The sequence below is a fragment of the Agrobacterium sp. 22-223-1 genome (genome assembly GCF_053522385.1).
Genome location: NZ_JBNWCN010000006.1, coordinates 165,922 through 188,457 on the forward strand (window position 1 = coordinate 165,922; position 22,536 = coordinate 188,457).

The 22,536-nt window shown below is 58.4% G+C and carries 20 protein-coding genes and 2 riboswitches; of the genes, 10 read left to right on the forward strand and 10 right to left on the reverse strand.

Going from position 1 to position 22,536, the window contains the following annotated elements:
* Window positions 1-54: 54 nt before the first annotated feature.
* Window positions 55-621: a ribosome maturation factor RimM gene (rimM, locus tag ACQZ60_RS21760; RefSeq protein ID WP_020809492.1), complete on the forward strand. Its 567-nt coding sequence runs from the start codon at window positions 55-57 to the stop codon at window positions 619-621.
* A 3-nt stretch (window positions 622-624) separates the two neighbouring features.
* Window positions 625-1,323, forward strand: a complete 699-nt coding sequence (trmD, locus tag ACQZ60_RS21765) for a tRNA (guanosine(37)-N1)-methyltransferase TrmD (protein WP_020809491.1) — start codon at window positions 625-627, stop codon at window positions 1,321-1,323.
* Here trmD and ACQZ60_RS21770 read toward each other — a convergent pair.
* Window positions 1,305-2,051 (reverse strand): sulfite exporter TauE/SafE family protein, encoded by a 747-nt coding sequence (locus tag ACQZ60_RS21770; RefSeq protein ID WP_020809490.1) that lies wholly within the window; start codon window positions 2,049-2,051, stop codon window positions 1,305-1,307. The two genes, trmD and ACQZ60_RS21770, sit on opposite strands and share 19 nt — an antisense overlap.
* A gap of 265 nt (window positions 2,052-2,316) precedes the next feature.
* On the opposite strand from ACQZ60_RS21770, the gene rplS reads away from it, so the two are divergent.
* The 4 genes from rplS (at window position 2,317) to ACQZ60_RS21790 (ending at window position 7,330) form a co-directional block, all read left to right on the forward strand.
* Window positions 2,317-2,856, forward strand: a complete 540-nt coding sequence (gene rplS, locus ACQZ60_RS21775) for a 50S ribosomal protein L19 (RefSeq protein ID WP_003520506.1) — start codon at window positions 2,317-2,319, stop codon at window positions 2,854-2,856.
* Window positions 2,857-3,146: 290 nt separating this feature from the next.
* Window positions 3,147-4,880 carry a type I secretion system permease/ATPase gene (locus ACQZ60_RS21780; RefSeq protein WP_020809489.1) on the forward strand — a complete coding sequence of 578 codons (1,734 nt, stop codon included), beginning with the start codon at window positions 3,147-3,149 and terminating at the stop codon, window positions 4,878-4,880.
* Complete coding sequence (locus tag ACQZ60_RS21785) at window positions 4,873-6,186, forward strand: HlyD family type I secretion periplasmic adaptor subunit (protein WP_020809488.1); 1,314 nt, start codon at window positions 4,873-4,875, stop codon at window positions 6,184-6,186. The genes ACQZ60_RS21780 and ACQZ60_RS21785 overlap by 8 nt, the downstream gene beginning before the upstream one ends.
* Before the next feature lie 181 nt (window positions 6,187-6,367).
* Window positions 6,368-7,330 carry a calcium-binding protein gene (locus tag ACQZ60_RS21790; RefSeq protein ID WP_020809487.1) on the forward strand — a complete coding sequence of 321 codons (963 nt, stop codon included), beginning with the start codon at window positions 6,368-6,370 and terminating at the stop codon, window positions 7,328-7,330.
* Window positions 7,331-7,451: 121 nt separating this feature from the next.
* On the opposite strand, the gene ACQZ60_RS21795 is transcribed toward ACQZ60_RS21790, so the two are convergent.
* On the reverse strand, window positions 7,452-8,729 hold the full coding sequence (locus ACQZ60_RS21795; protein WP_448736114.1) for an MFS transporter: 1,278 nt from the start codon (window positions 8,727-8,729) through the stop codon (window positions 7,452-7,454).
* A 426-nt stretch (window positions 8,730-9,155) separates the two neighbouring features.
* Here ACQZ60_RS21795 and leuC point away from each other — a divergent pair, with 426 nt between their 5' ends.
* A complete protein-coding gene (gene leuC / locus ACQZ60_RS21800; protein WP_003505108.1) occupies window positions 9,156-10,565 on the forward strand; it encodes a 3-isopropylmalate dehydratase large subunit in 1,410 nt (469 codons plus the stop codon).
* A gap of 61 nt (window positions 10,566-10,626) precedes the next feature.
* Here leuC and ACQZ60_RS21805 read toward each other — a convergent pair whose 3' ends face one another.
* Window positions 10,627-11,133, reverse strand: a complete 507-nt coding sequence (locus ACQZ60_RS21805) for a DinB family protein (RefSeq protein ID WP_003505110.1) — start codon at window positions 11,131-11,133, stop codon at window positions 10,627-10,629.
* Between the two features lie 97 nt (window positions 11,134-11,230).
* Here ACQZ60_RS21805 and ACQZ60_RS21810 point away from each other — a divergent pair, with 97 nt between their 5' ends.
* Window positions 11,231-11,827 (forward strand): TetR/AcrR family transcriptional regulator, encoded by a 597-nt coding sequence (locus ACQZ60_RS21810; RefSeq protein WP_003505112.1) that lies wholly within the window; start codon window positions 11,231-11,233, stop codon window positions 11,825-11,827.
* A gap of 12 nt (window positions 11,828-11,839) precedes the next feature.
* On the opposite strand, the gene ACQZ60_RS21815 is transcribed toward ACQZ60_RS21810, so the two are convergent.
* The 7 genes from ACQZ60_RS21815 to ACQZ60_RS21845 all read right to left on the reverse strand — a co-directional run bounded on the left by ACQZ60_RS21815 (window position 11,840) and on the right by ACQZ60_RS21845 (window position 20,150).
* Window positions 11,840-13,354, reverse strand: coding sequence for a M48 family metalloprotease (locus ACQZ60_RS21815; protein WP_162996171.1), 1,515 nt, complete (start codon window positions 13,352-13,354; stop codon window positions 11,840-11,842).
* A 253-nt stretch (window positions 13,355-13,607) separates the two neighbouring features.
* A complete protein-coding gene (locus ACQZ60_RS21820) occupies window positions 13,608-14,324 on the reverse strand; it encodes an ATP-binding cassette domain-containing protein (protein WP_175281121.1) in 717 nt (238 codons plus the stop codon).
* Window positions 14,321-15,946, reverse strand: a complete 1,626-nt coding sequence (gene thiP / locus ACQZ60_RS21825) for a thiamine/thiamine pyrophosphate ABC transporter permease ThiP (protein WP_448736115.1) — start codon at window positions 15,944-15,946, stop codon at window positions 14,321-14,323. The genes ACQZ60_RS21820 and thiP overlap by 4 nt, the downstream gene beginning before the upstream one ends.
* 19 nt (window positions 15,947-15,965) lie before the next feature.
* The gene (gene thiB / locus ACQZ60_RS21830; RefSeq protein WP_448736116.1) at window positions 15,966-16,979 is read right to left on the reverse strand and encodes a thiamine ABC transporter substrate binding subunit; all 1,014 of its coding nucleotides are present in this window, start codon (window positions 16,977-16,979) and stop codon (window positions 15,966-15,968) included.
* A gap of 39 nt (window positions 16,980-17,018) precedes the next feature.
* Window positions 17,019-17,129, reverse strand: a riboswitch (TPP riboswitch).
* A 45-nt stretch (window positions 17,130-17,174) separates the two neighbouring features.
* Window positions 17,175-17,567 carry a VOC family protein gene (locus ACQZ60_RS21835; protein ID WP_003520331.1) on the reverse strand — a complete coding sequence of 131 codons (393 nt, stop codon included), beginning with the start codon at window positions 17,565-17,567 and terminating at the stop codon, window positions 17,175-17,177.
* Window positions 17,568-17,665: 98 nt separating this feature from the next.
* Window positions 17,666-19,492 (reverse strand): ABC-F family ATP-binding cassette domain-containing protein, encoded by a 1,827-nt coding sequence (locus ACQZ60_RS21840; RefSeq protein WP_448736117.1) that lies wholly within the window; start codon window positions 19,490-19,492, stop codon window positions 17,666-17,668.
* A gap of 4 nt (window positions 19,493-19,496) precedes the next feature.
* Window positions 19,497-20,150 (reverse strand): thiamine diphosphokinase, encoded by a 654-nt coding sequence (locus ACQZ60_RS21845; RefSeq protein ID WP_003520329.1) that lies wholly within the window; start codon window positions 20,148-20,150, stop codon window positions 19,497-19,499.
* A gap of 89 nt (window positions 20,151-20,239) precedes the next feature.
* Window positions 20,240-20,316: riboswitch (SAM riboswitch) on the forward strand.
* Window positions 20,317-20,399: 83 nt separating this feature from the next.
* Between ACQZ60_RS21845 and metA the strand changes: the two genes are divergently transcribed.
* Both metA and ACQZ60_RS21855 read left to right on the forward strand, forming a co-directional pair.
* On the forward strand, window positions 20,400-21,326 hold the full coding sequence (gene metA / locus ACQZ60_RS21850) for a homoserine O-acetyltransferase MetA (protein WP_003520328.1): 927 nt from the start codon (window positions 20,400-20,402) through the stop codon (window positions 21,324-21,326).
* A gap of 176 nt (window positions 21,327-21,502) precedes the next feature.
* On the forward strand, window positions 21,503-22,522 hold the full coding sequence (locus ACQZ60_RS21855) for an aldose epimerase family protein (RefSeq protein WP_448732637.1): 1,020 nt from the start codon (window positions 21,503-21,505) through the stop codon (window positions 22,520-22,522).
* Window positions 22,523-22,536: the final 14 nt, after the last annotated feature.

Here is a 22,536-nt window from a genome sequence, read left to right on the forward strand (position 1 = left end):
GGCGTCAACAAACCTTAAAGCTGACGCAACCAACACCAGAAGACGGACGGCCCGATGGCAAAGCTGGAAAACCCGGTACTCATGGCAAAGATCGGCGGCGCACAGGGCCTGCGCGGCGAAGTCCGTGTCAGCACCTATACGGCCGATCCGATGGCGCTCGGCGATTATGGCAATCTGGTTACCGCCGATGGCCGTGTTTTCGAAATTCTGGAAGTGCGCGAGGGCAAGAACGTCGTCGTCGTTCGTTTCAGAGGCATCAACGACCGCAATGCGGCGGAGAGCCTGAACGGTCTGGAACTGTTCATCGAGCGCGACAATCTGCCTGACGACGAGCTTGACGATGACGAGTTTTATTATGCCGACCTCGAAGGGCTGGAAGCCGTCGATGCCGATGGCAAAAGTTATGGCGCCGTCAGCGCCGTCTATGATTTCGGCGCTGGTGACCTGCTGGAGCTGAAAGGCGCAGGCCGTCGCCCTGCCCTCATTCCCTTTTCGGAAGCGGCCGTGCTGGAAATCGACCTCGAAGCCGGTCGTATTCTCATCGATCCGATGGCTGCCGGACTGATCGACAATCCCGACGACAAGGACGAAACCGGCGTATCGCCTTTCGGCAAGAAATAAACAATGACCTTCAAGGCTACCGTTCTGACGCTCTACCCGGAAATGTTTCCGGGGCATCTCGGATATTCGCTGGCGGGCAAGGCGCTGGAGCGGGGGCAATGGTCGCTGGACGCCGTACAGATCCGCGAATTTGCCACCGACAAACACAGAAGCGTCGATGACACACCGGCAGGCGGCGGCGCCGGCATGGTACTGAAACCCGATGTTCTGGCTGCGGCCATCGACCATGTTTCGGATGGCGATACACGGCCGCGGCTGCTGATGAGCCCGCGCGGCAAGCCGCTGTCGCAAAACCGTGTGCGCGAACTGGCAGCCGGAGAAGGCGCGATTATCGTCTGCGGACGTTTCGAAGGTGTCGACCAGCGGGTGATAGAGGCGCGCGGGCTGGAGGAAGTGTCGATCGGCGATTACATCCTCTCCGGCGGCGAGCCGGCGGCGCTGACGCTTCTTGATGCCATCGTCCGCATCCTGCCGGGCGTCATGGGCAACGATCTTTCCGGTGTGCATGAGAGCTTCGAAGGCGGACTGCTGGAGCATCCGCACTATACCCGCCCGCAGGTCTGGGAAGGCCGTGACATTCCAGCCGTTCTCACCTCCGGCAACCACGCTGTCATCGACAGGTGGCGCCATGAACAGGCGCTGAAGCTGACGCAGGAAAGACGTCCGGACCTTCTGGTAAAGGCTCAGGCCGAAACGAAATAATAGGCCGTCAGCACCAGCCCGACGGCGATCACCAGCCAGCGAATGATCCATTGCGGCACCCGCCGTGCCGTATGGACGCCCGCATAGCCGCCAAGCGCGGCCGCGGGGAACATGATGAGCGCCGCCCACCAGGAAACGACACCGCCGCTGACGAAGATCGTGATTGCGATGACGGCAATCACGACTGACAAGAGGTTCTTCAGCGCGTTCAGATGATGGTAGCTGCCGCCCGAGGTTATTCCGAGGATAGCCAGCATCATGATGCCCATGCCGGCACCGAAAAACCCACCATAGACGGAAGCGAGACCCTGAAAGACGAGGCTCGTCAGATTACCGGGCGAACGTTCGGCGCTCGCCTTCGGCCGCAGCCACGGGCCGGCAGCGAAAACGGCGGTTGCAGCAAGAAGCAGCCATGGCACGAGCTGGCGGAAGGAAGGATTGTCGAGCGACAAAAGCAGAAGCGATCCCGCCAGCCCGCCGACGACTGAAACGCCAGACAGAAGGATCGCCTCGCGCCAATGGGCGCGGATTTCCGGCCCATAGGCGATCACGGAGGTGATGTAGCCCGGAAACTGCACGATGGCCGATGTGGCGTTGGCGACGATGGGTGGCAGGCCGGCCAGCGTCATCGCCCCGAAGGTCAGGAAGGTGCCGCCGCCGGCAATCGCATTGACGACACCCGACAGAAAGCCGGTGGCGAACAGCATGAGAATAATGAATATGGACATGGCCCCTCCCAAGGTTCCCATGCCATATCCGCCAGCGCGCCGCTTCGCAACTGCCGGAACGCGGCGCGTAATTGATAAAATATTGTCATGAAAGGGATGACAAACGGCGCATCCTCGTGTATGTGCCCGCGTGGAAATGGGAAATATCCCAACCGAAAGCAAAGAATGGCGAACCCGCTCCTGCCGAAAAGCATGGTCTGAAGGCATTGACCGACAGACGAACCGTTGAGCGCTCTGGCTGTTTCAGAAGAAATCAGAGGTTAACATGACCAACATCATTCAGCAGCTGGAAGCCGAACAGGCCGCCAAGATCGAAGCAAAGCGCACCCTGCCCGAGTTTTCTCCGGGCGACACCCTGCGCGTCAACGTGCGCGTTACCGAAGGTAACCGTACCCGCGTACAGGCTTACGAAGGCGTTTGCATCGCCCGTTCCGGCGGCGGTCTTTCCGAAAGCTTCACCGTTCGCAAGATTTCCTACGGCGAAGGCGTCGAGCGCGTATTCCCGATCTACTCCCCGCTGGTCGAAGGCGTTGAAGTCGTTCGCCGCGGTAAGGTTCGCCGCGCGAAGCTCTACTACCTGCGCGACCGTCGCGGTAAGGCTGCCCGTATCGTTGAGAACACCGGTACGCGCGCCCGCAAGCTGAACGAGTCCGAGCGTCAGGCGCTTGCCGACGAAAAGGCACGTCTGGAAGCCGAAAAGGTAGCAGCAGCACAGGCTCTCGCCGCCGAGAAGGCAGCAGCCGAAGCCGCAGAAGCCAAGGCAGCGGAAGAAGCAGCAAAGGCTGCTGAAACCGCAGCGGAATAAGATTTCCATTTCGATGGATTGATCAAAAGGCGGTCTTCGGGCCGCCTTTTTTGTTGCGCCGATATAACGTAGCAAGGCACGCATGCGGCTTGAAAGCTGCGCTTGGCGAACATTGGCGGGCCTGAGAATACCGAAGCTCTTTAAGTCATTTCCTTTGCGGAAAGATGCAGCAGATTTCGACCGGCAACAAATGCCTGCCTGATTTCTTGCTCGAGTGTTTTAGCCCATCCTCGAACAGCATTGCCTAATTGCATTTATTGTGCGATTTTCTTGCCGTTTCAGGTGTTATTATGTTTTTATTTAATTCTTTTTTAACAAAAAATAAGTCTGCTTTTTTCGCCGTTGGTCTCGCCAGCGCGTTGATGAACATTCTTAATCTTTCCGGCTCGCTTTTCATGCTGGAAGTTTACGACCGCATTTTGCCAAGCAAGAGCATTCCATCCCTTGTGGCACTGGTCGTTCTCCTGATCGTTCTCTACGCGTTCCTTATGGGTTTCGACGCGCTGCGAGGCCGTATATTGGCGCGTATTTCAGACAATATGGACGACGCGCTCAATCAGAAGCTTTTCAGGGCGTCGATCAGTGCGCCGCTCCTTGCCTCGGGAAAGATCGATGGGCTGCAGATCGTCGGCGATCTCGATCAGATCCGCCAGTTCCTCTCAGGACCGGGCCCGGCGGCCTTTTTCGACATTCCCTGGCTCCCCATCTATCTGTTGATCTGTTTTGCCCTGCATCCGTGGATCGGGTTCGCTGTGCTCGGCGGAGCCGTAGTTCTCATCGTGCTGACGCTCCTTACGAACTGGCTGACCGAAAGGGCGACAAAGCAGGCTTATACCGCACGAGGGCAGAGAAACGTCCTCGTCGGCAGCAGCCAGCGCAACATCGAATCCATCAAGACCATGGGCATGATGGGGGCGGTGACATCCATGTGGGACGAATTGCACTCCAGATATCGCGCTGTCACCCTGTCGACATCCGATACGGCCGGCATGCTCGGCGCCATGTCGCGAACCTTCCGGCTGTTGCTGCAATCCGGCGTCATGGCCATCGGCGCCGTTCTTGTCATCGACGGCAATGCATCGGCGGGCAGCATCATCGCAGGCTCGATCCTCTCGGCAAAGGCGCTCGGCCCTGTCGAACATGCGATTGCAAACTGGCGCAGCTTCATGACCGCAATACAGGGCTGGAAACGCGTCAACGAGTTTCTGGAACTGGTGCCCGAACCGTCGCCGCCGCTCTCCCTGCCCCGCCCGCAATATACCGTCGCGGTTGACCGTGTAACCGGTGGGCCACCAAACGGCGCGCGCGATACGGTTGCCGATATTTCCTTCACGCTGAACGCAGGCGATGGTCTCGGCATCATTGGCCCAAGCGCCTCCGGCAAATCCACGCTGGCACGCGTGATGACCGGCATCTGGCCCTATGAACGCGGCTCCGTCCGTTTCGATGGGGCCGCGCTCAACCAGTGGGATTTCGAGTTTCTCGGCAAATCCATCGGCTACATGCCCCAGCAGGTGGAGCTGATGCCGGGGACCGTGGCGCAGAATATCGCGCGCTTCGACCGCGATGCGACAGCGGAAGCGGTTGTCGCCGCAGCCAAAGCCGCGCAGGTGCATGAGCTGATCCTGAACTTGCCCAACGGTTACGATACCTATATTGGCGACCGTGGCGAGGCCTTGTCGGGCGGTCAGAAACAGCGCATCGGCCTTGCCCGCGCGCTGTTTGGCGAACCCTTCTTCGTCCTTCTCGATGAACCGAACTCCAATCTGGACAGCGAAGGCGAAGCGGCCCTGCGCACTGCCATTGGCGACATCAGGGCGCGTGGCGGCATTGTCGTCGTCATTGCCCATCGCCCCAGCGCCATCGAAAGCGTCAATCTGGTGATGGTGATGAGCAACGGTCGAATGCTGCGCTTTGGCACCAAGGAGGAGGTCCTCGCGCAAATCCTGCGGCAGAACATCCGCCAGGTGCCTGAAGAGGAAGAAACGCGCAAGATTGAAAACCGGGTGAGCGAAAATGGTTGAGGCGGAAAAACCCGGTATGACGAATGCGTCCATTCTCAGGCACGCGACCGCAGTGGTCGTTCTCGCCCTTGGCCTGCTGGTCGGATTGGGCGGCTGGGCGGCTTTTGCAAAGCTTGCAGGCGCAGTGGTGGCCACCGGCCGGGTTGTCGTTGAAGGCAACTCCAAGAAAATCCAGCATCTTTCCGGCGGCATCGTCAGCGAGATCAATGTCGCCGAAGGCGACAGGGTCGAGGCCGGTCAGGTCCTGTTGCGGCTGAACGCCACCGTCGTGCAGGCCAACCTCTCAATCGTCGAAAATACGCTTGCGCAGCTTTATTCGCGTCGAGCGCGTCTGCGTGCGGAAATTGCCGAGGCGCCATCTTTCACTGTGCAGGAAGATCTGGCGGCACTGACGAGTTCGAAGGCGGCCAAGACCTTTATCGATAGCGAACAGAACCTTTTCAACAGCCGTCGCAACGCCTTGATCGGCATGAAAAAGCAGCTGGGAACACGCAAGGACCAACTCGCTGACGAGGCACGCGGCCTCGAGGTGCAGGTGGAGGCGACGGACAATGAGCTTGCCATTGTAAAGGAAGACGTTTCCAAGACGGACGAGCTCTTCAAAAAAGGGCTTGTCACGCTTCAGCGCCTCAATCTCCTCAAGCGCCAGCTTTCCAATCTCGAAGGTCAGCAGGGTCAATACATCGCCGCCCGGGCACAGACGGTGGGCAAGCTGAGCGAATTGGACCTGCAATTGCTTCAGCTCGATGAAGACCGCAAATCGGAAGTCACGAAAGATCTGACATCGATCGAAGCGACCGTCGCGGAATATGAAGAGCGGCTGGCGGCAACGCGCGACCAGCTGGATCGCCTCGACATCCGCTCGCCGATTGCCGGTCGCATCTACCAGCTCTCGGTGCACAATATAAACGGCGTCATTCAACCGGGTGAAGTTCTGATGCTGGTGGTGCCGGAGCAGGATGAGCTTGCCATCGAGGCCAATATAACCCCACGAGACATCGATCAGATTTACGTCGGCCAGCCGGTAACCATTCGTTTTACGGCATTCAATCAAAGCACGACGCCGGATTTGAGCGCGCAAGTTGCTGTCGTCGCCCCCGATCTGCAGACGGATTCCCGAACTGGCACATCTTATTACGCGCTGCGCATCAAACCCGACAAGGCCGGAATGGGTCATCTGCCCGGCGGGAAATTATATCCCGGCATGCCGGCCGAAGTATTCATACAAACCAGCGAAAGGAGTGTTCTTTCTTATTTTGTGAAGCCGTTCCAGGACAGGCTCAAAAAGACCTTCGTACAGGAATAAACAGTTTCCATTGCATAATTTTGCGAAAGGAATTTCCGCAACACGTTAAAGACGCACTTTATTCAAAAAAACAATTTCTTATATTGTATTATCATTTTTTACGTATTAAATATCACCCGCAATATTTATTATAAATTTAATTTCAATTCATCGATTTCTCAAAAATTTATGGGAGTGTAAAATGGCGTTAAAAGTAACTTTTGGTAATGGTGGCGCTGCTTCGGTCTCTTCGCTCACCAACCTGGTCGATCAGGAAGCTTACAAGCTCCTCACCGAATCCACAGCACAGGTCAAAAACGGTTCTTCGCTCGACTCCGGCGTGGTCAATGTCGGCGCGGTATCGGTTCCCGGCACCGGCGCGGGCGGCACGGTCGATGTTGGCTATGACCCCAGCTCGAACGGCTTCAAATTTGACGTATCGTCGGCATGGAATTCGGTAAAGAACGCTCTCGCCCAGTCCGACACTTCTGAAAACCTTACCTTCAAGGATTTCGTTCACGTCGACGTTTATCTCGGCGGCACCGGTTCGTCCACTGTGGAAGTTCTCAATGCCAAGCGTGGTAACATTACGACTGGCGCCGGCAACGACACGGTCACTGTCTCTGTCGTTTCGAACGACAAGGGTTGGGTCAACAATTTCAACATCGACACCGGTGCAGGCAACGACACGATCAAGATCAAGGCTGGCGCTGCATTGAATGACACGTCTGCGACTGGCACGGGCGGCCTTGCTGCCAATACCCCCGTTGTGAACGGCGGCGCTGGCGTCACCGACGGCAGCTTCACCTCCGTCAAGATCGACGCCGGTGCAGGTAACGACTCTATCGACCTGAGCGGCGTGAACCTCGCTTCATCGCTCGTCACCGGCGGCAAGGGCATCGACCACATCATTGCAAGCGGTGGCGCCGATACCTTCGTCTTCAATCTCGGCGACATGGCCAAGAGCTCCGCCACCGACAGCATCCAAGGCTTCAACGCCTCTATGGACAAGCTGAAACTGGTTGGTACGACCATCGACAACTGGGCGGTGAGGATCGACGATAGCGACACCATCCTCACCTACAACGTCACTGGCGAGCACAAGGGCGAAAAGATCGTTGTCGCCGGTGTTCACCTGACCGGTAGCGACTGGTTCACGGCGTAATTCTCTCGAAGAGAATTCATTATTTGCCGCTTAAAAAAATCGTGGCCCGGAAACATCCGGGCCACGATTTTTTTCATTGGCGACCACCGGCACTCATGGCAGCCGTCGCAATCTTCCAAAGTCAGGCAGGCTTGACCTGAGTGCCCATTCTACGCGTTGCGACGATGACCAGCACCCCGGCAAGCGCCAGGCAGAAGGCAAGGAAGAACATCGGCGCAATGGTGCTGCCGGTCTCATCCTTGATCCAGGGCACCACATTCTGCGCCACGAAGCCACCCAGATTGCCGACGGAATTGATGGCGGCAATGCCGGCAGCAGCGCCTGCACCCTTGAGGAAGCGGCCGGGCAAGCTCCAGAATACCGGCTGGCCGGCAAAGATGCCTGCAGCGGCGATGCAGAGGAAAGCGAACTGCAGGACCGGATCACTGAGCAATGCCGACATCAACAGGCAAAACGCACCGATGAAGGCAGGGCCGACGATATAGGGCGTCTTGTTCTTGGCCTTGTCGGCCGCCAAAGGCACGACGAACAGTGCAACGGCGACGATCACCCAGGGGATGATGTTGATGAAGCCGTTAGCAGTGTTGGAAACGCCGAAGCTCTTCACGATCGTCGGAAGCCAGTAGCTGAGACCATAGGCGGCCAGCGGAAAGCCGACATAGCAAAGCGCCATAAACAGAACGCGCGGATTGACCAGCGCCTTGAAGCCGTCCTCCGCATGTTCTTCCATGCCCTTGTTTTCTTCGGCCAGCCGGTTCTTCAGCCAGGTTTTCTCATCCTGCGTCAGAAACTTCGCCTTTTCCGGGGTGTCGTCGAGATAAAAGAAGGTGGCGATACCGGCGATGACGGCCGGAATACCCGTGGCGAGGAACACCCATTCCCAACCGGCATAACCGAGGAAACCATCCAGATCGAGCAGCATGCCGCCAAGCGGTGCGCCGATGGCATTGGCAAGCGCGCTGAAGATCATGAACAAGCCGATCATGCGGCCACGATAATCGCGCGGGAACCAGAGCGTCATCAGGAACAAAACGCCGGGGAAGAAACCCGCCTCGCAGAGCCCGAGCAGGAAGCGCAGGATGTAGAACATCGTGGCGTTCTGCGTATAGGCAAGCGCGATGGTGACGGCGCCCCAGGAAACCAGAATGCGGGCGAACCATTTGCTGGCGCCGAAACGGTTGAGGAAAAGGTTGCTCGGCACCTCGAAGAGGAAATAGCCGATGAAGAACAGCGAAGCGCCAAGGCCGTAGGCATATTCGCTGAGGCTCAGCGCATCGACCATCTGCAGCTTGGCATAGCTGACATTCTGGCGGTCGATATAGGCGATGAGATAAAGAAGGCCAAGAAACGGCATCAGCCGCCAGGTGATCTTCGAGATAAGGGCTTTTTCGGATACCATATGCTTTTCCCTCCCTTCGATTGCTCGTCGAAATGCAAATGATAAGGGAACCCATCTATATGTGCATTGCAAAATACGCAAGTTGCACTGCATCATAACCACCGGCAACCACTACAAGGCAGGCCCATTGGGGGCTTGAGCCATGATGCAGCGCATATAGAAAATGCCGAACCGTCGCATTCAGGGCTGTACGCATTCATATTGCCGTAAAACCGGCGATCTGCTATGAACGCTGCCATGGGATCTAAATTCGGATGTCTCGCGCAGAATGTTTATGTGCTGCAGGACCACAAGCGTCTGCCGGCACGGTTCTTTGCGCGCGTTTCCGGGGCGCTCACCAGCCGACTTAGGCTCGCCTGACAGCAGCACGCTGTCCACCGCCTTACTGAACCCTCATTACCCTTTTATATGACAAGGCACAGAGCCATGAGCGCACCCCGCACCCTGTATGACAAAATCTGGGACGACCACGTCGTCAATCGTGATCCCGACGGAACCTGTCTTCTCTACATCGACCGTCACCTCGTCCATGAGGTGACGAGCCCGCAGGCCTTCGAAGGCCTGCGAATAGCCGGTCGCCCCGTGCATTCACCTGCCCGCACGCTGGCCGTCGTCGACCATAACGTTCCGACCACGGCCGACCGGCTGGAAGGTATCAAGAACGAGGAAAGCCGCATTCAGGTGGAAGCGCTCGCGCAGAACGCTAGGGATTTCGGCGTCGAATATTATTCCGAGCGCGACAAGCGCCAGGGCATCGTTCACATCGTCGGCCCCGAACAGGGTTTCACCCTCCCGGGCATGACGATCGTGTGCGGCGACAGTCATACCTCGACCCACGGCGCCTTTGGCGCACTGGCGCATGGCATCGGCACCTCGGAAGTGGAGCACGTTCTGGCGACCCAGACGCTGATCCAGAAAAAGGCCAAGAACATGCTGGTGCGTGTCGACGGCAAAATCCCGGATGGTGTTACCGCCAAGGACATCATCCTCGCCATTATCGGCGAGATCGGCACGGCTGGCGGCACCGGTCACGTGATCGAATTTGCCGGCGAGGCGATCCGTTCGCTCTCCATGGAAGGCCGCATGACGGTCTGCAACATGACCATCGAGGGCGGAGCCCGCGCAGGTCTTATTGCACCTGACGAAACCACCTTTGACTACATCAAAGACAAGCCGCGCTCGCCGAAGGGCGAAACGCTGGAACAGGCCATCGCCTATTGGAAAACGTTGAAGTCCGACGAAGGCGCACATTACGACAAGGTCGTGGTACTGAACGCGGCCAATCTGCCGCCGATCGTCTCCTGGGGCTCGTCGCCGGAAGACGTGACCTCCGTTGAAGGGATCGTTCCCAATCCGGATGATATCGAGGAAGAAAACAAGCGTACCTCCAAATGGCGTGCGCTGGAATACATGGGCCTGAAGCCCGGAACGCGCATCACCGATATCGCCATCGACCGCGTCTTCATCGGCTCATGCACCAATGGCCGCATCGAAGATTTGCGCGCGGCGGCGAAAATCGTCGACGGCCGCAAGGTCGCCCCCACGGTCTCGGCAATGATCGTGCCCGGCTCCGGTCTTGTGAAGGAACAGGCGGAAAAGGAAGGTCTCGACAAGATTTTCCTCGAAGCCGGTTTCGAATGGCGCGAACCGGGATGTTCCATGTGCCTTGCCATGAATGACGACCGCCTGAAGCCCGGCGAACGCTGTGCCTCGACCTCGAACCGCAATTTCGAGGGCCGCCAGGGCTATAAGAGCCGCACCCACCTCGTCTCCCCTGCCATGGCAGCAGCGGCGGCGATCGCCGGTCATTTCGTCGACGTGCGCGAGTGGCAATAGGTTCCTGACACCATCGTTTCAGGAAAGCCACCCGTCCCACACAGGGGCGGGTGGCTTTTTATTATGCCCCCTGCAAACGCCGTTGCGGCTGCGTGCCGTGCAGAAACACAGCAAAAGTATCCCAGGGCGGCGTGATGGAGAGCTGGCTCAGAATACGCGCGACCTCCCCTCTGTGAATGCCGGCATGCAGGACCATATGCGAGATCATCTCGGCACGGGACATGTAACCTTTGTCACCATCCGTAAAGGTGAAGGCGACAAATTCGCCAAGCGATGCCGGTGATGTTTTCCCGATGTAGTCGAGATACCAGCCATCCAGAGCAGCGACATCCTTCGCAAGATCATCCAGCTGCGGCGTTGCCTCGGTATTGTCGGAGAGAAAACCGTGCGCCGCTCCGGTGAGATGGCCCGAAAAAATCCTTGCGACCACGTAATAATGATTGATCAGCCGAATTGCCATGTGCCGCTCGGATGCGTTCTGGACGGGATCGAGTTGTTGCAGCTTCTCGAACAAGTCCCTGTTCGCCCATGCGTGATAGCCGAGCAGGCTCCTGAGCAAATCCCTCATGACAATATCCTTTACATCTGAAAAATGTGAGCACTATGTTTATATTTTCGTCATGGAGGATGCCTTGTCTACTCGCATTGCAAAGCGGAAAACCGAGATGCGCAAGGAGCCGCGTCAGGAGCGTTCCAGGGCAACGGTCGATGCTGTCATCCATGCGGCGGCTCGCATTTTAAGCGATCACGGCTGGGCGGGTTTTACCACGAACAGGGTCGCCGAAACGGCCGGCGTCAGCATCGGCTCGCTCTATCAATATTTCCCGGACAAGGTTTCGATCGTGGAAGCGGTACGCCATCGTCACCTCGAGGACTGTCTCTCCATCATGAAGAGCATCGCGCAAAAGCGGCAATCGCTCGCTAGATTCGTTGAAGAGCTCGTGACCGGCATGATCGGGGTCCACAGCATCCATCCCGGCCTTCACAAGGTCCTTCTGGATGATGCGCCGAGCCACCAAGGAACGAACGATCCCAACAGCGCTTTCGAACAGGAATATCTCGGTCTCTATGCGGCAGCGATCGCGGCACATATGACAGCCGGTTCAAAGGTCGAAAGCGGAACCGCAGCGCGGATCGTATCGGATGCCATTGACGGCATCATTCACAATGCCGCCCGCCGCGGAGAGCTGCAGTCGCCCAAAGTCAGGCGGGAAATGATCGCACTGGTTCACGCCTACCTGTCGCAGGCAACCGGCGAATAGGAGGCCGCAAGCTTATTCCGAAATGATCTTCACCCGTTGCCCGGGCTGGATTGTGGCGGTGGCGCTCATGGCGTTGATCATGCGGAACATGTCCAGCTTCCGGTCGGTTCCCATCATCCGCGCCGCCATCGTCGCCACGGTTTCACCGGGCTTCACCGTCACCACCCGCACCCTGAGCGGCTTCAGCGAGGCTATTTCCTGCGGCGTCATCTTGCGGAAGCTGGTGCGCAATGTGTTGGCGATGGAATCGAGCTGGGTATTGCCCTTCGGCACGGCCGTCAGGAAACGAAATATCTGCTGGCCGACGCGAATGACGGTCACGTCGAAATCCCATTTATCCGCGCTTGCCCGCGCCGTCGCAGCCTCCAGACCGTTGATCTGGGTTTCCTTGACGGTTTCCGGCAACAGGCCGGCAACCCAGCCGCTGGTCAGATAATTGGCAAGGCTTGTCTGTTTCGGATCGGCGACGCCGTCGAAACGGATGGCCATATCGCCCGGCCCCGTCGCCAGAACGGCCTCAACCTTGTTGTCGATGACGAAACCTTCCGGCACATCGAAACGAATGCCGAGCGTTCCGTGCAGGAATGTCTGGCCGCGGACATAACCTTCCTGCGGGCTGTCGCCATAAAGCAGGCCGTCTATGCCGTCCAGAAACCACTCGCGACCACGATCCCCGACCTGGCCGTCCTGGCCGAAGGCGCGGGCATGACGGCGCGCAAGCTCGATACGCTGCGGCGTGTTGGGGTGGCTGGAAAGGAAGTCGAGGCTCTGGTCGTTTTCGGGATCGGCCGAGGAAAACCGCGCATAGGCCGCCATGGAATCCAGAAAACGCGGCGAGGCAAAGGGGTCATAACCGGCCTCGCCCAGCATCCGCACGCCGATCACGTCCGCCTGCAATTCCTGCTGACGCGAAAAGGCCGCGAGCCGCAGCTTGCCGCGCGCAAGCGCCTGCTTGCCGGCGAGATCGCTCGACAGAACCTCGGCAACCACGCGGCTGGCAATCACCTCCGCCTCTTCCCGGCGCTGGCGTTCAATGCCATGGTTGGCGGTGACATGGCCCATCTCATGCGAAAGCACGGCAGCCACTTCCGAAGCATCGTTGGCAAGCGCCAGAAGCCCACGCGTCACGTAAAGATATCCGCCCGGCAGCGCAAAGGCATTGATGGCCGGCGAGTTCAGGATGGTGATGCGGTAGGACTGTTGCGGATTTTCCGAAACCGCCGTCAGCGCGCCGGCGATGCGGGCGACGAGCCTTTCCGTCTTGGCGTCACGATATTCGCCGCCATAACTCGCCACGATGCGCGGATGCTCGCGCGCACCCATCTGGGCGCGGGGATCATTCTTCTGCACTTCTTCCACGGTCTGCGGATTATCCGAGGGACGCAAGGTGGACTGGTAGGCCGGGCTGAAGAGAGACTGGCACGATGACAGGAACACCGCAGACGCTGTCAGCACGGAACAGGCGGCAACCATCCTGCCCGAACGGCGAAGGCCTGAACGGGAGAAGAGCCTCCACTGTGCAGTCATGCTATTTCTCATTCTCTATGCCTGCCCCTAACGTTCCTGATCATCCGTTAATTGCAGACCAGAATAACAGATTCGCCCCAACGGGCGATGAATGCCAAAACGGTAAAAACGATCCATCAAGTCCGGAATATTCCTGAAGAACGCAATAATTCCCATCTTTTCTCGGGCAACAACTTGAAACTGGCAAGTGCAAATTAGCGCCATTGAAGTCATCTAAAGCGATTGCCAGCGGCACGCGTCGAAAATAAGGCGATCACCCGTTCAGAAAACTGTCGACCGCCTTCACATTTTGTGTGGCGAAGAAATCTGCGGTCGAACCGGTATAGACAACACGGCCGCGTTCAAGAAACACCACCCGCTGCGCCAGCTTCTTTATGTCTTCGGGATGGTGGGTGACAATAATCACCGTGTTTTTTGTTTCGGCGTGCAAGTCGAGAAGCAGGGAGGTCATGCCCGCCCGCAATCCCGGATCGAGTGCTGCAAAAGGTTCGTCGAGCAACATGACAGGTTTTTTCCTGACCAGCGCGCGCGCCAGCGCCGCCCTCTGTCTTTCTCCACCGGAAAGCGTGCCCGGCAAGCGTTTGTCGAAACCCGCAAGACCGACACGGACGAGGGCCATCTCAATCTCTTGCCGGTCTTCCACCCGCAATTTCAGCCCGGGGCTGACACCGAGAGCGACATTGATGAAGATATCGAGATGGGCGAAAAGATTATTATCCTGAAAGATTGATGAGACCGGTCTTTCCGAAGGATCAAGCGCGGTCATGTCCTGCCCGCCGATCATCACGCGCCCGGAATCCGGTTCCTCGAAACCGGCGACGAGATTGAGAAGCGTGGATTTTCCCGAGCCGGATGCCCCGACAACGGCGGTTATCTGCCCCTTAGGGAACGAACAATCAAGTTCGAAATCCTGTGTTCCAAGCCGTAGCCTGACCTTGTCCAGTTCAACGGCAAAATCATCGCCTGTCATATGCTCGCCCTTGCTGATTGGGACTGCCGTGAAACGCCGCCTGCGGCAAGCAGCAGGCAGACGATGCCGAGAAGGAAGGCATAACCGGCGGCATCATTGGTGCGGTAGCTGCCCATATTGCTATAGACCAGCCACGGCAGGGTGACGAAATTTTCCGAGCCGAACAGGGCAACCGCGCCTAAATCGCCGAGCGACAGGGCCATGGCGAATGAAAACGCCATAGCCAGCGACCGCCACAGAACCGGCAGATCGGCAAACCGCAGCCGCGCGAAACCCTGAAGCCCGAGACTGGCGGAAAGCCGGCCGGTGCGTAAAAAATGACTGGTGAAGGCCGGTTCCAGTACCCGCATGGCAAGCGGCAAAGCCATCAGCATATTGATGAGCCCCACGAGAACGGGTGCGTAGAAGCTGACATCGCCGAAAACCCGCAATAACAGGAACCACCCGCTTCCCAACACGACAGGCGGCACCAAGAGCGCCAGCGAAGACCCTGCCCCCAGCATGGCGGCGAGGAAGCGCAGGGGTTGCCCCGCCTGCCGTCTGGAGCCTATCGCCTGGCGCGCGCCGATGATCGCCATGCAGCAAAGCACGACAAGGGCTGCGGACAGTGCGGCGATTGCAAGACTGGTCACCGCCGCGCGCAGGAAAATCGGCGCGGACAGAAGGCGCGGCAGATCGGCCCTCAAACCTGAGACTGCTATGGCGACAAGCGGCAGGCCGATCAGCAGAACAGCGAACACGATTGCCGCGCCATCCCAGAGGCGGGCACCGATGCCCTTTCCGTCGAAACGGCGAAGGGAACGACCAAGCGAGGGAATTTCCGCTTCAGGCGACGGCAAAAAGGCAAGAAGGCCAAGCAGGATTGCGGTGAGGGCAATTTGCAAAACCGAAAGCGCAATCGCCCGCTGCGGATCGAAATCGAACCGCAGCGCCTGATAGATCGCCACCTCCAGCGTCGTTGCCGCGGGCCCGCCGCCCAACAGAAGAACGAGCGTGAAGCTGGTGGCGCACAGCATGAAGACAAGCCCGGCAATGCCGGGAACGAGACGCGCGACCGCCGGCCATTCGATAAACCGAAAAATCGAAACCGGCCCCATGCCGAGGCTCGCCGCCATGCGCCAATATTCGCCCGGAATGCGCTCCAGCCCGGCCAGCATCAGCCGCACCGAAAGCGGAAGATTGAAAAACACATGGGCAATGAGGATGCCGGACAGGCCGTAAATGCTGAAAGGCTCATCCGCCCCGGCAAAAACGAGTGCCGAATTCAAAACGCCCTGCCTGCCCCAGATGGTGATGATACCGAAGGCGCCGACGATCACCGGCAGACCCATCGGCACCGCCATCAGCCTGATGATCCAGATCCTTCCCGGAAACTCGCGCCGACGGCAAAGCGCCAGCGCCACCGGCAGGCCGAGAACAATGGAAAGAAGGGTGGAAAGCGTTGCCTGATAAAGCGTGAAACGCAGGATGCGCAGCGTATAGGCATCCATGATGCCGGCAGCGGACGCGCCGGCATCAAAAGACAGGAGAGCCGCAACCGCGAGCGCCATGAACAGGAAAACGGCGGCAAAAGCCGCCGTTCCGAAAATGATCGACCGCCGGTAATCGCGACGCAGCATCATGCGCGGGTGTGCCTCTTCCTCAATTCATGCTCATGGCGGCAAGCCATTCATCGATCCATGCCTTGCGGTTCTTCGCCACCTCTTCCGGATCCATCAGGAAAGTCTTCTGCGGCACCACGAGTTTTGAAAACGCCTCCGGCAAGGGCTTGGAGGTCGCCGCGACCGGCATCATCCAGTTGTTTTCCGGAATGGCATCCTGAAAACCGGATGTCAGCGTGAAAGCGAGGAACTGCTTTGCCAGCTCCTTGTGCGGCGCGTTTTTAAGGAGACCGGAAACCTCGATCTGGATGTAATGCCCTTCGGAAAAGGCGGCGGCCTGATAACGATCCGTTTTTTCAGCGACCATGTGATAGGCGGGCGAGGTGGTGTAGGAGAGCACCATCGGCACCTCACCCTTGGTGAAGAGGCCATAGGATTCCGACCAGCCCGGCGTAACGGTGAGAATGCGCTTCCTGAGCTTTTCCCAGGCCTCCGGGGCCTTGTCGCCGTAAACCGATTTCACCCATAGCAGCAGGCCAAGCCCCGGCGTGGAGGTGCGCGGATCCTGAATGACGATTTTCTGCGACGCGTCGCCTTCCACGAGGTCTTTCAGGCTCGCCGGCGGGTTTTTCACCGTCTGCGTATCATAGATGACAGCGAAATGACCGTAATCATAGGGAACGAAAACATCGTCCGTGTAGCCGCCCGGCACCTTGGCCGCCGATGCATCGATGCCGCTGACATCGAACAGACCGGTCTGTTTTGCTTCCGCGACAAGATTGGTGTCGAGACCGACGACGACATCCGCCTTGGACCCCGCCCCTTCAAGCTTCAGACGATTGAGCAGCGCCACGCCATCGGCCACGCCGACGAAATTGACCGTGCAATTGCAAACCTTCTCGAAGGCCTCCTTCACCTTGGGACCGGGACCCCATTCGGAAACGAAGCTCTCATAGGTGTAGACGGTCAGCTCCTGTCTATCCTGTGCGACGGCAAGACCGGGCAGAAACAGCGAGGCGGCAACGAGGGAATTCAGGAAAAGACGACGGCGCACGGGTATCTCCTCAAAAAAACGATAGGGAAATAGCCGCCTGCGTTAAAGCCGTCTAATCCCTCCGCCGGTATGAACCGGATCAGGTTCTTCGGGTTGGCAAGCCTCTCAGCCTTTTGCACCCAAGCGCAAAAGACACCCCGTTAGATCAAGATGATGGTGTAGTCCCGCCGTCCCTGATTGGCAAGATGGCCGAGGTCAGCCCTGTTCCGTCATATGCACCAGTTCCCAGACGTGCCCGTCGGGATCCTGAAAGCTGCCGGCATACATGAAGCCATGGTCCTGAACAGGCTTCCAGCCGCTGCCGCCGGAGGCAAGCGCCGTGGCGATCATCCGGTCGATTTCCTCCCTGCTTCCGGCGGAAAGACAGGTCAGAACCTCGGTGGTTCGCGTCGCGTCGGCAATGTCGCCGTTGATGAAATCGCGGAAACGTCCCTCCTGGAGAAGCATCACGAAGATATTCTCTTCCACGATCATGCAGAGCGTGCGGTCATCCGAATATTCCGGGTTGAAGCTGAAACCGAGAGCAGTGAAGAAGTTCCTTGATGTCTCGATATTCTTGACCGGCAGATTGACGAAAATCATGCGCATTTTCACAACTCCTCCAAACGAACGCCGGCATAGAACGGCAATTCTGCTTTTCTGTCAAAGGCCGAAGGAGGACCGGTCAAACGGGGAACTGATTGCCTTCAGCCCTCCAGTTCCTCGCGCAGCATCTCCAGTTCCAGCCATTCTTCTTCCATGGCCTCCAGCTTGTCGCGCAGCTTTGACATCTCCTGCGCCAGCGTGTTGAAGGCCGCCGGGTCCTTTGTGAAAAGTTCCGGATCGGCCATGCGCTGCTCGCGTTTTGCGATTTCGCCTTGCGCCTTTTCCATCTCCTTCGGAAGATTTTCGAGCGCGAATTTCTGCTTGAAGGAAAGCTTGCCCTTGGCCTTTGAAGGATCCTGCGATGCAGAGGCCGAAGGTGCGGCCTTCGCCTTTTCCTGTTTCTCAGCCTTGCGTTTTTCTTCCGCCGCGCCCTTGCGCTGCGCCATCATGTCCGAGTAGCCACCGGCATATTCGATCCATCGTCCGTCCGGCTCATCCGGATTGACGGGCGCGATGGTGGAGGTGACGGTGCGGTCGAGGAAATCGCGGTCGTGGCTGACGAGGATAACGGTGCCGGAAAAGCCCGCAACGATTTCCTGCAACAGATCGAGCGTTTCGATATCCAGATCGTTGGTCGGCTCGTCGAGGATCAGAAGATTGGTCGGCCGCGCCAGAATGCGCGCCAGAATAAGGCGCGCGCGCTCGCCCCCGGAAAGGTTGCGGATCGGCGTGCGGGCCTGTTCCGGCTGGAACAGAAAGTCTTTCATATAGCCCGTCACATGCTTCAATTCGCCGTTGACCAGCAGATTTTCACCACGACCATCGGTCAGATAATGCGCGAGCGTATCGTTGGGATTGAGATCCTCGCGTTTCTGGTCGAGCGTCGCAATCTCCAGATTGGTGCCGAGCTTCACCGAGCCGCTATCGGGCTCCAGCTGGCCGGTGAGCATCTTCAGAAGCGTGGTTTTACCGGCGCCATTCGGGCCGACGAAACCGATGCAATCGCCGCGATGGACGCGCAGCGAAAACGGCGCGACGATCACGCGCTCGCCATAAGCCTTGGTGATGGCCTCGGCCTCGATAACCAGCTTGCCGGATTCCCGCCCTTCCGTGACGGTCGCCTGCACCGTGCCCTGCGGCCCCTTATGGCCGCGATATTCCGCACGCATGGCCTGAAGCTCGCCGACGCGGCGCATGTTGCGCTTACGCCTTGCGGTCACGCCATAGCGCATCCAGTGTTCTTCGCGCTCGATGGCCTTGCCGAGCTTGTGCTGTTCCAGTTCTTCCTCTTCCAGCACCTTGTCGCGCCATTCCTCGAAATGGGCAAAACCGCGATTGAGACGGCGCGACTGGCCACGATCCAACCAGACGGTCGAGGTCGAGACCTTTTCGAGAAAACGCCGGTCATGCGAAATCAGCACCAGCGCGCTGCGCGTCTGCTGCAACTCGCTTTCAAGCCATTCGATGGTGGGCAAATCGAGATGGTTGGTCGGTTCGTCCAGCATCAGGATATCGGGCTCGGGCGCCATGACGCGGGCAAGGGCCGCACGTCGCGCTTCACCGCCGGAAAGGCTCGTCGGATGTTCCTGTCCGGTGAGGCCAAGATGCTCCAGAAGATAGGTGACGCGATAGGGATCGTCACCGGGTCCGAGCCCCGCTTCGGCATAGGCCTGAACCGTGTCGTAACCGGCAAAATCCGGGGCCTGCTCGAGATAACGGATGGTGGCGGCCGGATGCCGGAAAACCTCACCCGACTGCGCCTCGACCAGGCCCGCGGCGATCTTCATCAGGGTGGACTTGCCGGAACCGTTGCGCCCGACAAGGCAGATGCGGTCGCCCGGTTCCACCTGGAGATTGGCGCCGTCGAGCAGCGGGGTCACGCCGAAGGTCAGCTTGATGTCATCGAGTTTCAAAATAGGGGGTGCCAAGGCGTCAGGCTCCGGTCAGATCATAAGGGCGGGCGAGCACGATGGCTTTTCCGCTTTTCAGCGAGAAATGCACGGGGCCGCCATTCGCGACATTGGAAATAGTGCGGGACGAACCGAAAGCAAGCGCGAAATCCTTCAGCGGATAACGCACATTGCCGATATCGAGCCCCTCAAGGGCGGTAAATCCGGCAACCGAAAACAGCGAGGCGGGCGGCAAATCGATATCCAGCGAACCGGCAAGCAGCGGCCGCGCCTCTTCTTCACCGGAGGTCAGCGTAACGTCGATACCACGTTCGGCGAGCGCCACCGCGTAAAGGAGGTGCTGAAGCGCATGGTCGCTTCTCGCGCCTCCAAGCGCACCGACAAGCACCAGCGAATGCGCTCCACGGGAGAGAGCTTCCGATACCGCGATCTCGCCATCCGTCACCGCCTTTGCGGCCGGGTATGGCTGCCGCGCTACATCGGGCCAGGCCTCCAGCAACTCTTTGCTGGCGGAATCGAAATCCCCGACCCACAACTCCGGCGCAAGGCCAAGCGGCCCGGCATGGCGCATGCCGCCGTCGGCCGCAATCACACGGCTATCCGCGACCGCCTCTTGCAGACGATCGGTCACCGTAACATCGCCGCCAAGCAGAATGGTGAAGCGCTCTTTATCCATGCCCTGCCTTATCGCACCTCGGCCAAAAATGGAAAGCGGAAACCCGATGAAATCGGCCTATATTGATTTTCGCCGGCTTCGGGATTATGAAACGCCTCAGTGGTGATTTGCCGACCGGCTTGCAGCCACTTTAAAGAAGTCGCTAAAGGGTCGAGGAAAAAGGCAATTTCCTGGGACCGGCCGCGATTTCGCTGCCGGTTTTTTTGTTTTCGCAACGTTCTTTACGTGATCCGGAAAAGAGAGTTCGACATGCCGATAAAGATTCCCGATACGCTTCCCGCTTTTGAGACCCTCGTTCATGAGGGCGTGCGGGTCATGACCGAAACGGCGGCCATCCGGCAGGATATCCGCCCGCTCCAGATCGGGCTTCTCAACCTCATGCCGAACAAGATCAAGACGGAAATCCAGATGGCGCGCCTTGTCGGCGCCTCGCCGCTGCAGGTGGAGCTGTCGCTGGTGCGGATCGGCGGCCATCGCGCCAAGAACACGCCGGAAGAACATCTTCTGTCCTTCTACGAGACGTGGGAAGAAGTGCGCCACCGCAAGTTCGACGGTTTCATCATTACCGGCGCGCCCGTGGAAACGCTGGCCTATGAAGACGTGACCTACTGGAACGAAATGCGACAAATTTTCGAATGGACGCAAACCAACGTTCATTCAACGCTGAATGTCTGCTGGGGCGCGATGGCCGCCATCTATCATTTCCACGGCGTGCCGAAACACGAGCTGAAGGAAAAGGCTTTCGGGGTCTACCGTCACCGCAATCTCTGCCCCTCATCGATCTATCTGAACGGCTTTTCGGACGATTTCCAGGTCCCGGTCTCGCGCTGGACGGAAGTACGCCGCGCAGATATCGAAAAACATCCGAAACTCGAAATCCTGATGGAATCCGAGGAAATGGGCGTTTGTCTGGTGCATGAGAAAGAGGGCAACCGGCTCTATATGTTCAACCATGTCGAATATGATTCGACATCGCTTTCGGACGAGTATTTCCGTGACGCGAATGCCGGCGTGCCGATCAAGCTGCCGCATGATTATTTTCCGCACAACGACCCGGAACTTGCCCCGCTCAACCGCTGGCGCAGCCATGCCCATCTGTTTTTCGGAAACTGGATCAACGAGATATACCAGACGACACCCTACGATCTCGAAGCCATCGGGCAGCTGGCCGCGTAAAGCGCGTCGCGTTTTATCGAACGCATGCGACGCGCTTTCGTTCTGTTTTAAGCATGTCTTTTTCCCAAAACCGTGGCACACTTTTGGGAGACATGCTTTGAATTGCGGGATTGCGAATTGCCGGAAAATGACGCAACGTCCGCCCGGCAATTCGCAACATCAGGGAGAATGACGAGATGAGCGACGCGGCGGCGCGGGAGAATTTCGGTTTCACGGCGACCGGCGAAAAGGTCGAACGCGTCACCATCTCGAAAGGCGGTTTGACGGCCAAGGTCATCACCTGGGGCGCGGTCATTCAGGATCTGCGCCTCGAGGGTCACCAGCCGCCGCTCGTTCTCGGCTTCGATAAATTCGAGGACTACAAATATTCTTCCTATTTCGGCGCCACCCCCGGCCGCAACGCCAACCGTATCGGCGATGGCCGGTTCTCGATCGACGGGCACGAATACCAGTTGGAGCTCAATGAAAAGGGTGTAACCCACCTGCATGGCGGCAGCGACGGCATGGGCAAGCGCAACTGGATGCTGATGGAACATGGCGAAAGCCATGCGGTTCTGCAGATCATCGACCCCGATGGCCGCGCCGGTTATCCCGGCAATTGCACGGTCACGGCCACCTATACGATCCTCGACGGCGGCGTGCTTTCGGTGGTCTATGAAACGGTGACCGACAAGCCGACCATCGCCAATGTCTGCCAGCATTCCTATTTCAATCTCGATGGCGCAGACACCGCACTTGGGCATGAGATCAGCATCGCGGCTGATTTTTACCTGCCCACCAATGACAAGCAGATACCGACGGGCGAAATCCGCTCCGTCGAAGGCACCGTCTTCGACCTGCGCCACCCGACACCGATGCGGCGCAAGGAGAATGGCGAGCAGGTTCTCTACGACCATAATTTCTGCCTGTCGCCCGAGCGCCGCGCAAAACGCAAGGTCGCCCGCGCCTATTCACCGGCCTCCGATATCGCCCTTGAGGTTCACACCACCGAGCCCGGTGTGCAGTTTTATTCGGCCTTCAAACTGGACGTTCCGGTTCCCGGCCTCGATGGCCGTCACTACGGCCCCTTTGCCGGTTTCTGTCTGGAAACGCAGATTTGGCCGGACGCCGTCAACCACCCGGATTTTCCGCACGCCATCCTGCGGCCGGGTGAAACCCTACGTCAGGAAACCGACTATATTTTCAAGAAAGGCTGAAGCGGCGCGCCAGA

Excerpts from the sequence above, each read along its gene's own strand:
- leuC (WP_003505108.1), top strand. The coding sequence starts at position 9,156 with ATGAGCGCACCCCGCACCCTGTATGACAAAATCTGGGACGACCACGTC.
- ACQZ60_RS21785 (WP_020809488.1), top strand. The coding sequence starts at position 4,873 with ATGGTTGAGGCGGAAAAACCCGGTATGACGAATGCGTCCATTCTCAGG.
- thiP (WP_448736115.1), bottom strand. The coding sequence starts at position 15,946 with ATGATGCTGCGTCGCGATTACCGGCGGTCGATCATTTTCGGAACGGCG.
- ACQZ60_RS21790 (WP_020809487.1), top strand. The coding sequence starts at position 6,368 with ATGGCGTTAAAAGTAACTTTTGGTAATGGTGGCGCTGCTTCGGTCTCT.
- ACQZ60_RS21845 (WP_003520329.1), bottom strand. The coding sequence starts at position 20,150 with ATGGATAAAGAGCGCTTCACCATTCTGCTTGGCGGCGATGTTACGGTG.
- ACQZ60_RS21815 (WP_162996171.1), bottom strand. The coding sequence starts at position 13,354 with ATGACTGCACAGTGGAGGCTCTTCTCCCGTTCAGGCCTTCGCCGTTCG.
- ACQZ60_RS21770 (WP_020809490.1), bottom strand. The coding sequence starts at position 2,051 with ATGTCCATATTCATTATTCTCATGCTGTTCGCCACCGGCTTTCTGTCG.
- rimM (WP_020809492.1), top strand. The coding sequence starts at position 55 with ATGGCAAAGCTGGAAAACCCGGTACTCATGGCAAAGATCGGCGGCGCA.
- ACQZ60_RS21805 (WP_003505110.1), bottom strand. The coding sequence starts at position 11,133 with ATGAGGGATTTGCTCAGGAGCCTGCTCGGCTATCACGCATGGGCGAAC.
- ACQZ60_RS21780 (WP_020809489.1), top strand. The coding sequence starts at position 3,147 with ATGTTTTTATTTAATTCTTTTTTAACAAAAAATAAGTCTGCTTTTTTC.
- ACQZ60_RS21810 (WP_003505112.1), top strand. The coding sequence starts at position 11,231 with ATGCGCAAGGAGCCGCGTCAGGAGCGTTCCAGGGCAACGGTCGATGCT.
- ACQZ60_RS21835 (WP_003520331.1), bottom strand. The coding sequence starts at position 17,567 with ATGCGCATGATTTTCGTCAATCTGCCGGTCAAGAATATCGAGACATCA.
- trmD (WP_020809491.1), top strand. The coding sequence starts at position 625 with ATGACCTTCAAGGCTACCGTTCTGACGCTCTACCCGGAAATGTTTCCG.
- ACQZ60_RS21795 (WP_448736114.1), bottom strand. The coding sequence starts at position 8,729 with ATGGTATCCGAAAAAGCCCTTATCTCGAAGATCACCTGGCGGCTGATG.
- rplS (WP_003520506.1), top strand. The coding sequence starts at position 2,317 with ATGACCAACATCATTCAGCAGCTGGAAGCCGAACAGGCCGCCAAGATC.
- ACQZ60_RS21820 (WP_175281121.1), bottom strand. The coding sequence starts at position 14,324 with ATGACAGGCGATGATTTTGCCGTTGAACTGGACAAGGTCAGGCTACGG.
- ACQZ60_RS21855 (WP_448732637.1), top strand. The coding sequence starts at position 21,503 with ATGAGCGACGCGGCGGCGCGGGAGAATTTCGGTTTCACGGCGACCGGC.
- metA (WP_003520328.1), top strand. The coding sequence starts at position 20,400 with ATGCCGATAAAGATTCCCGATACGCTTCCCGCTTTTGAGACCCTCGTT.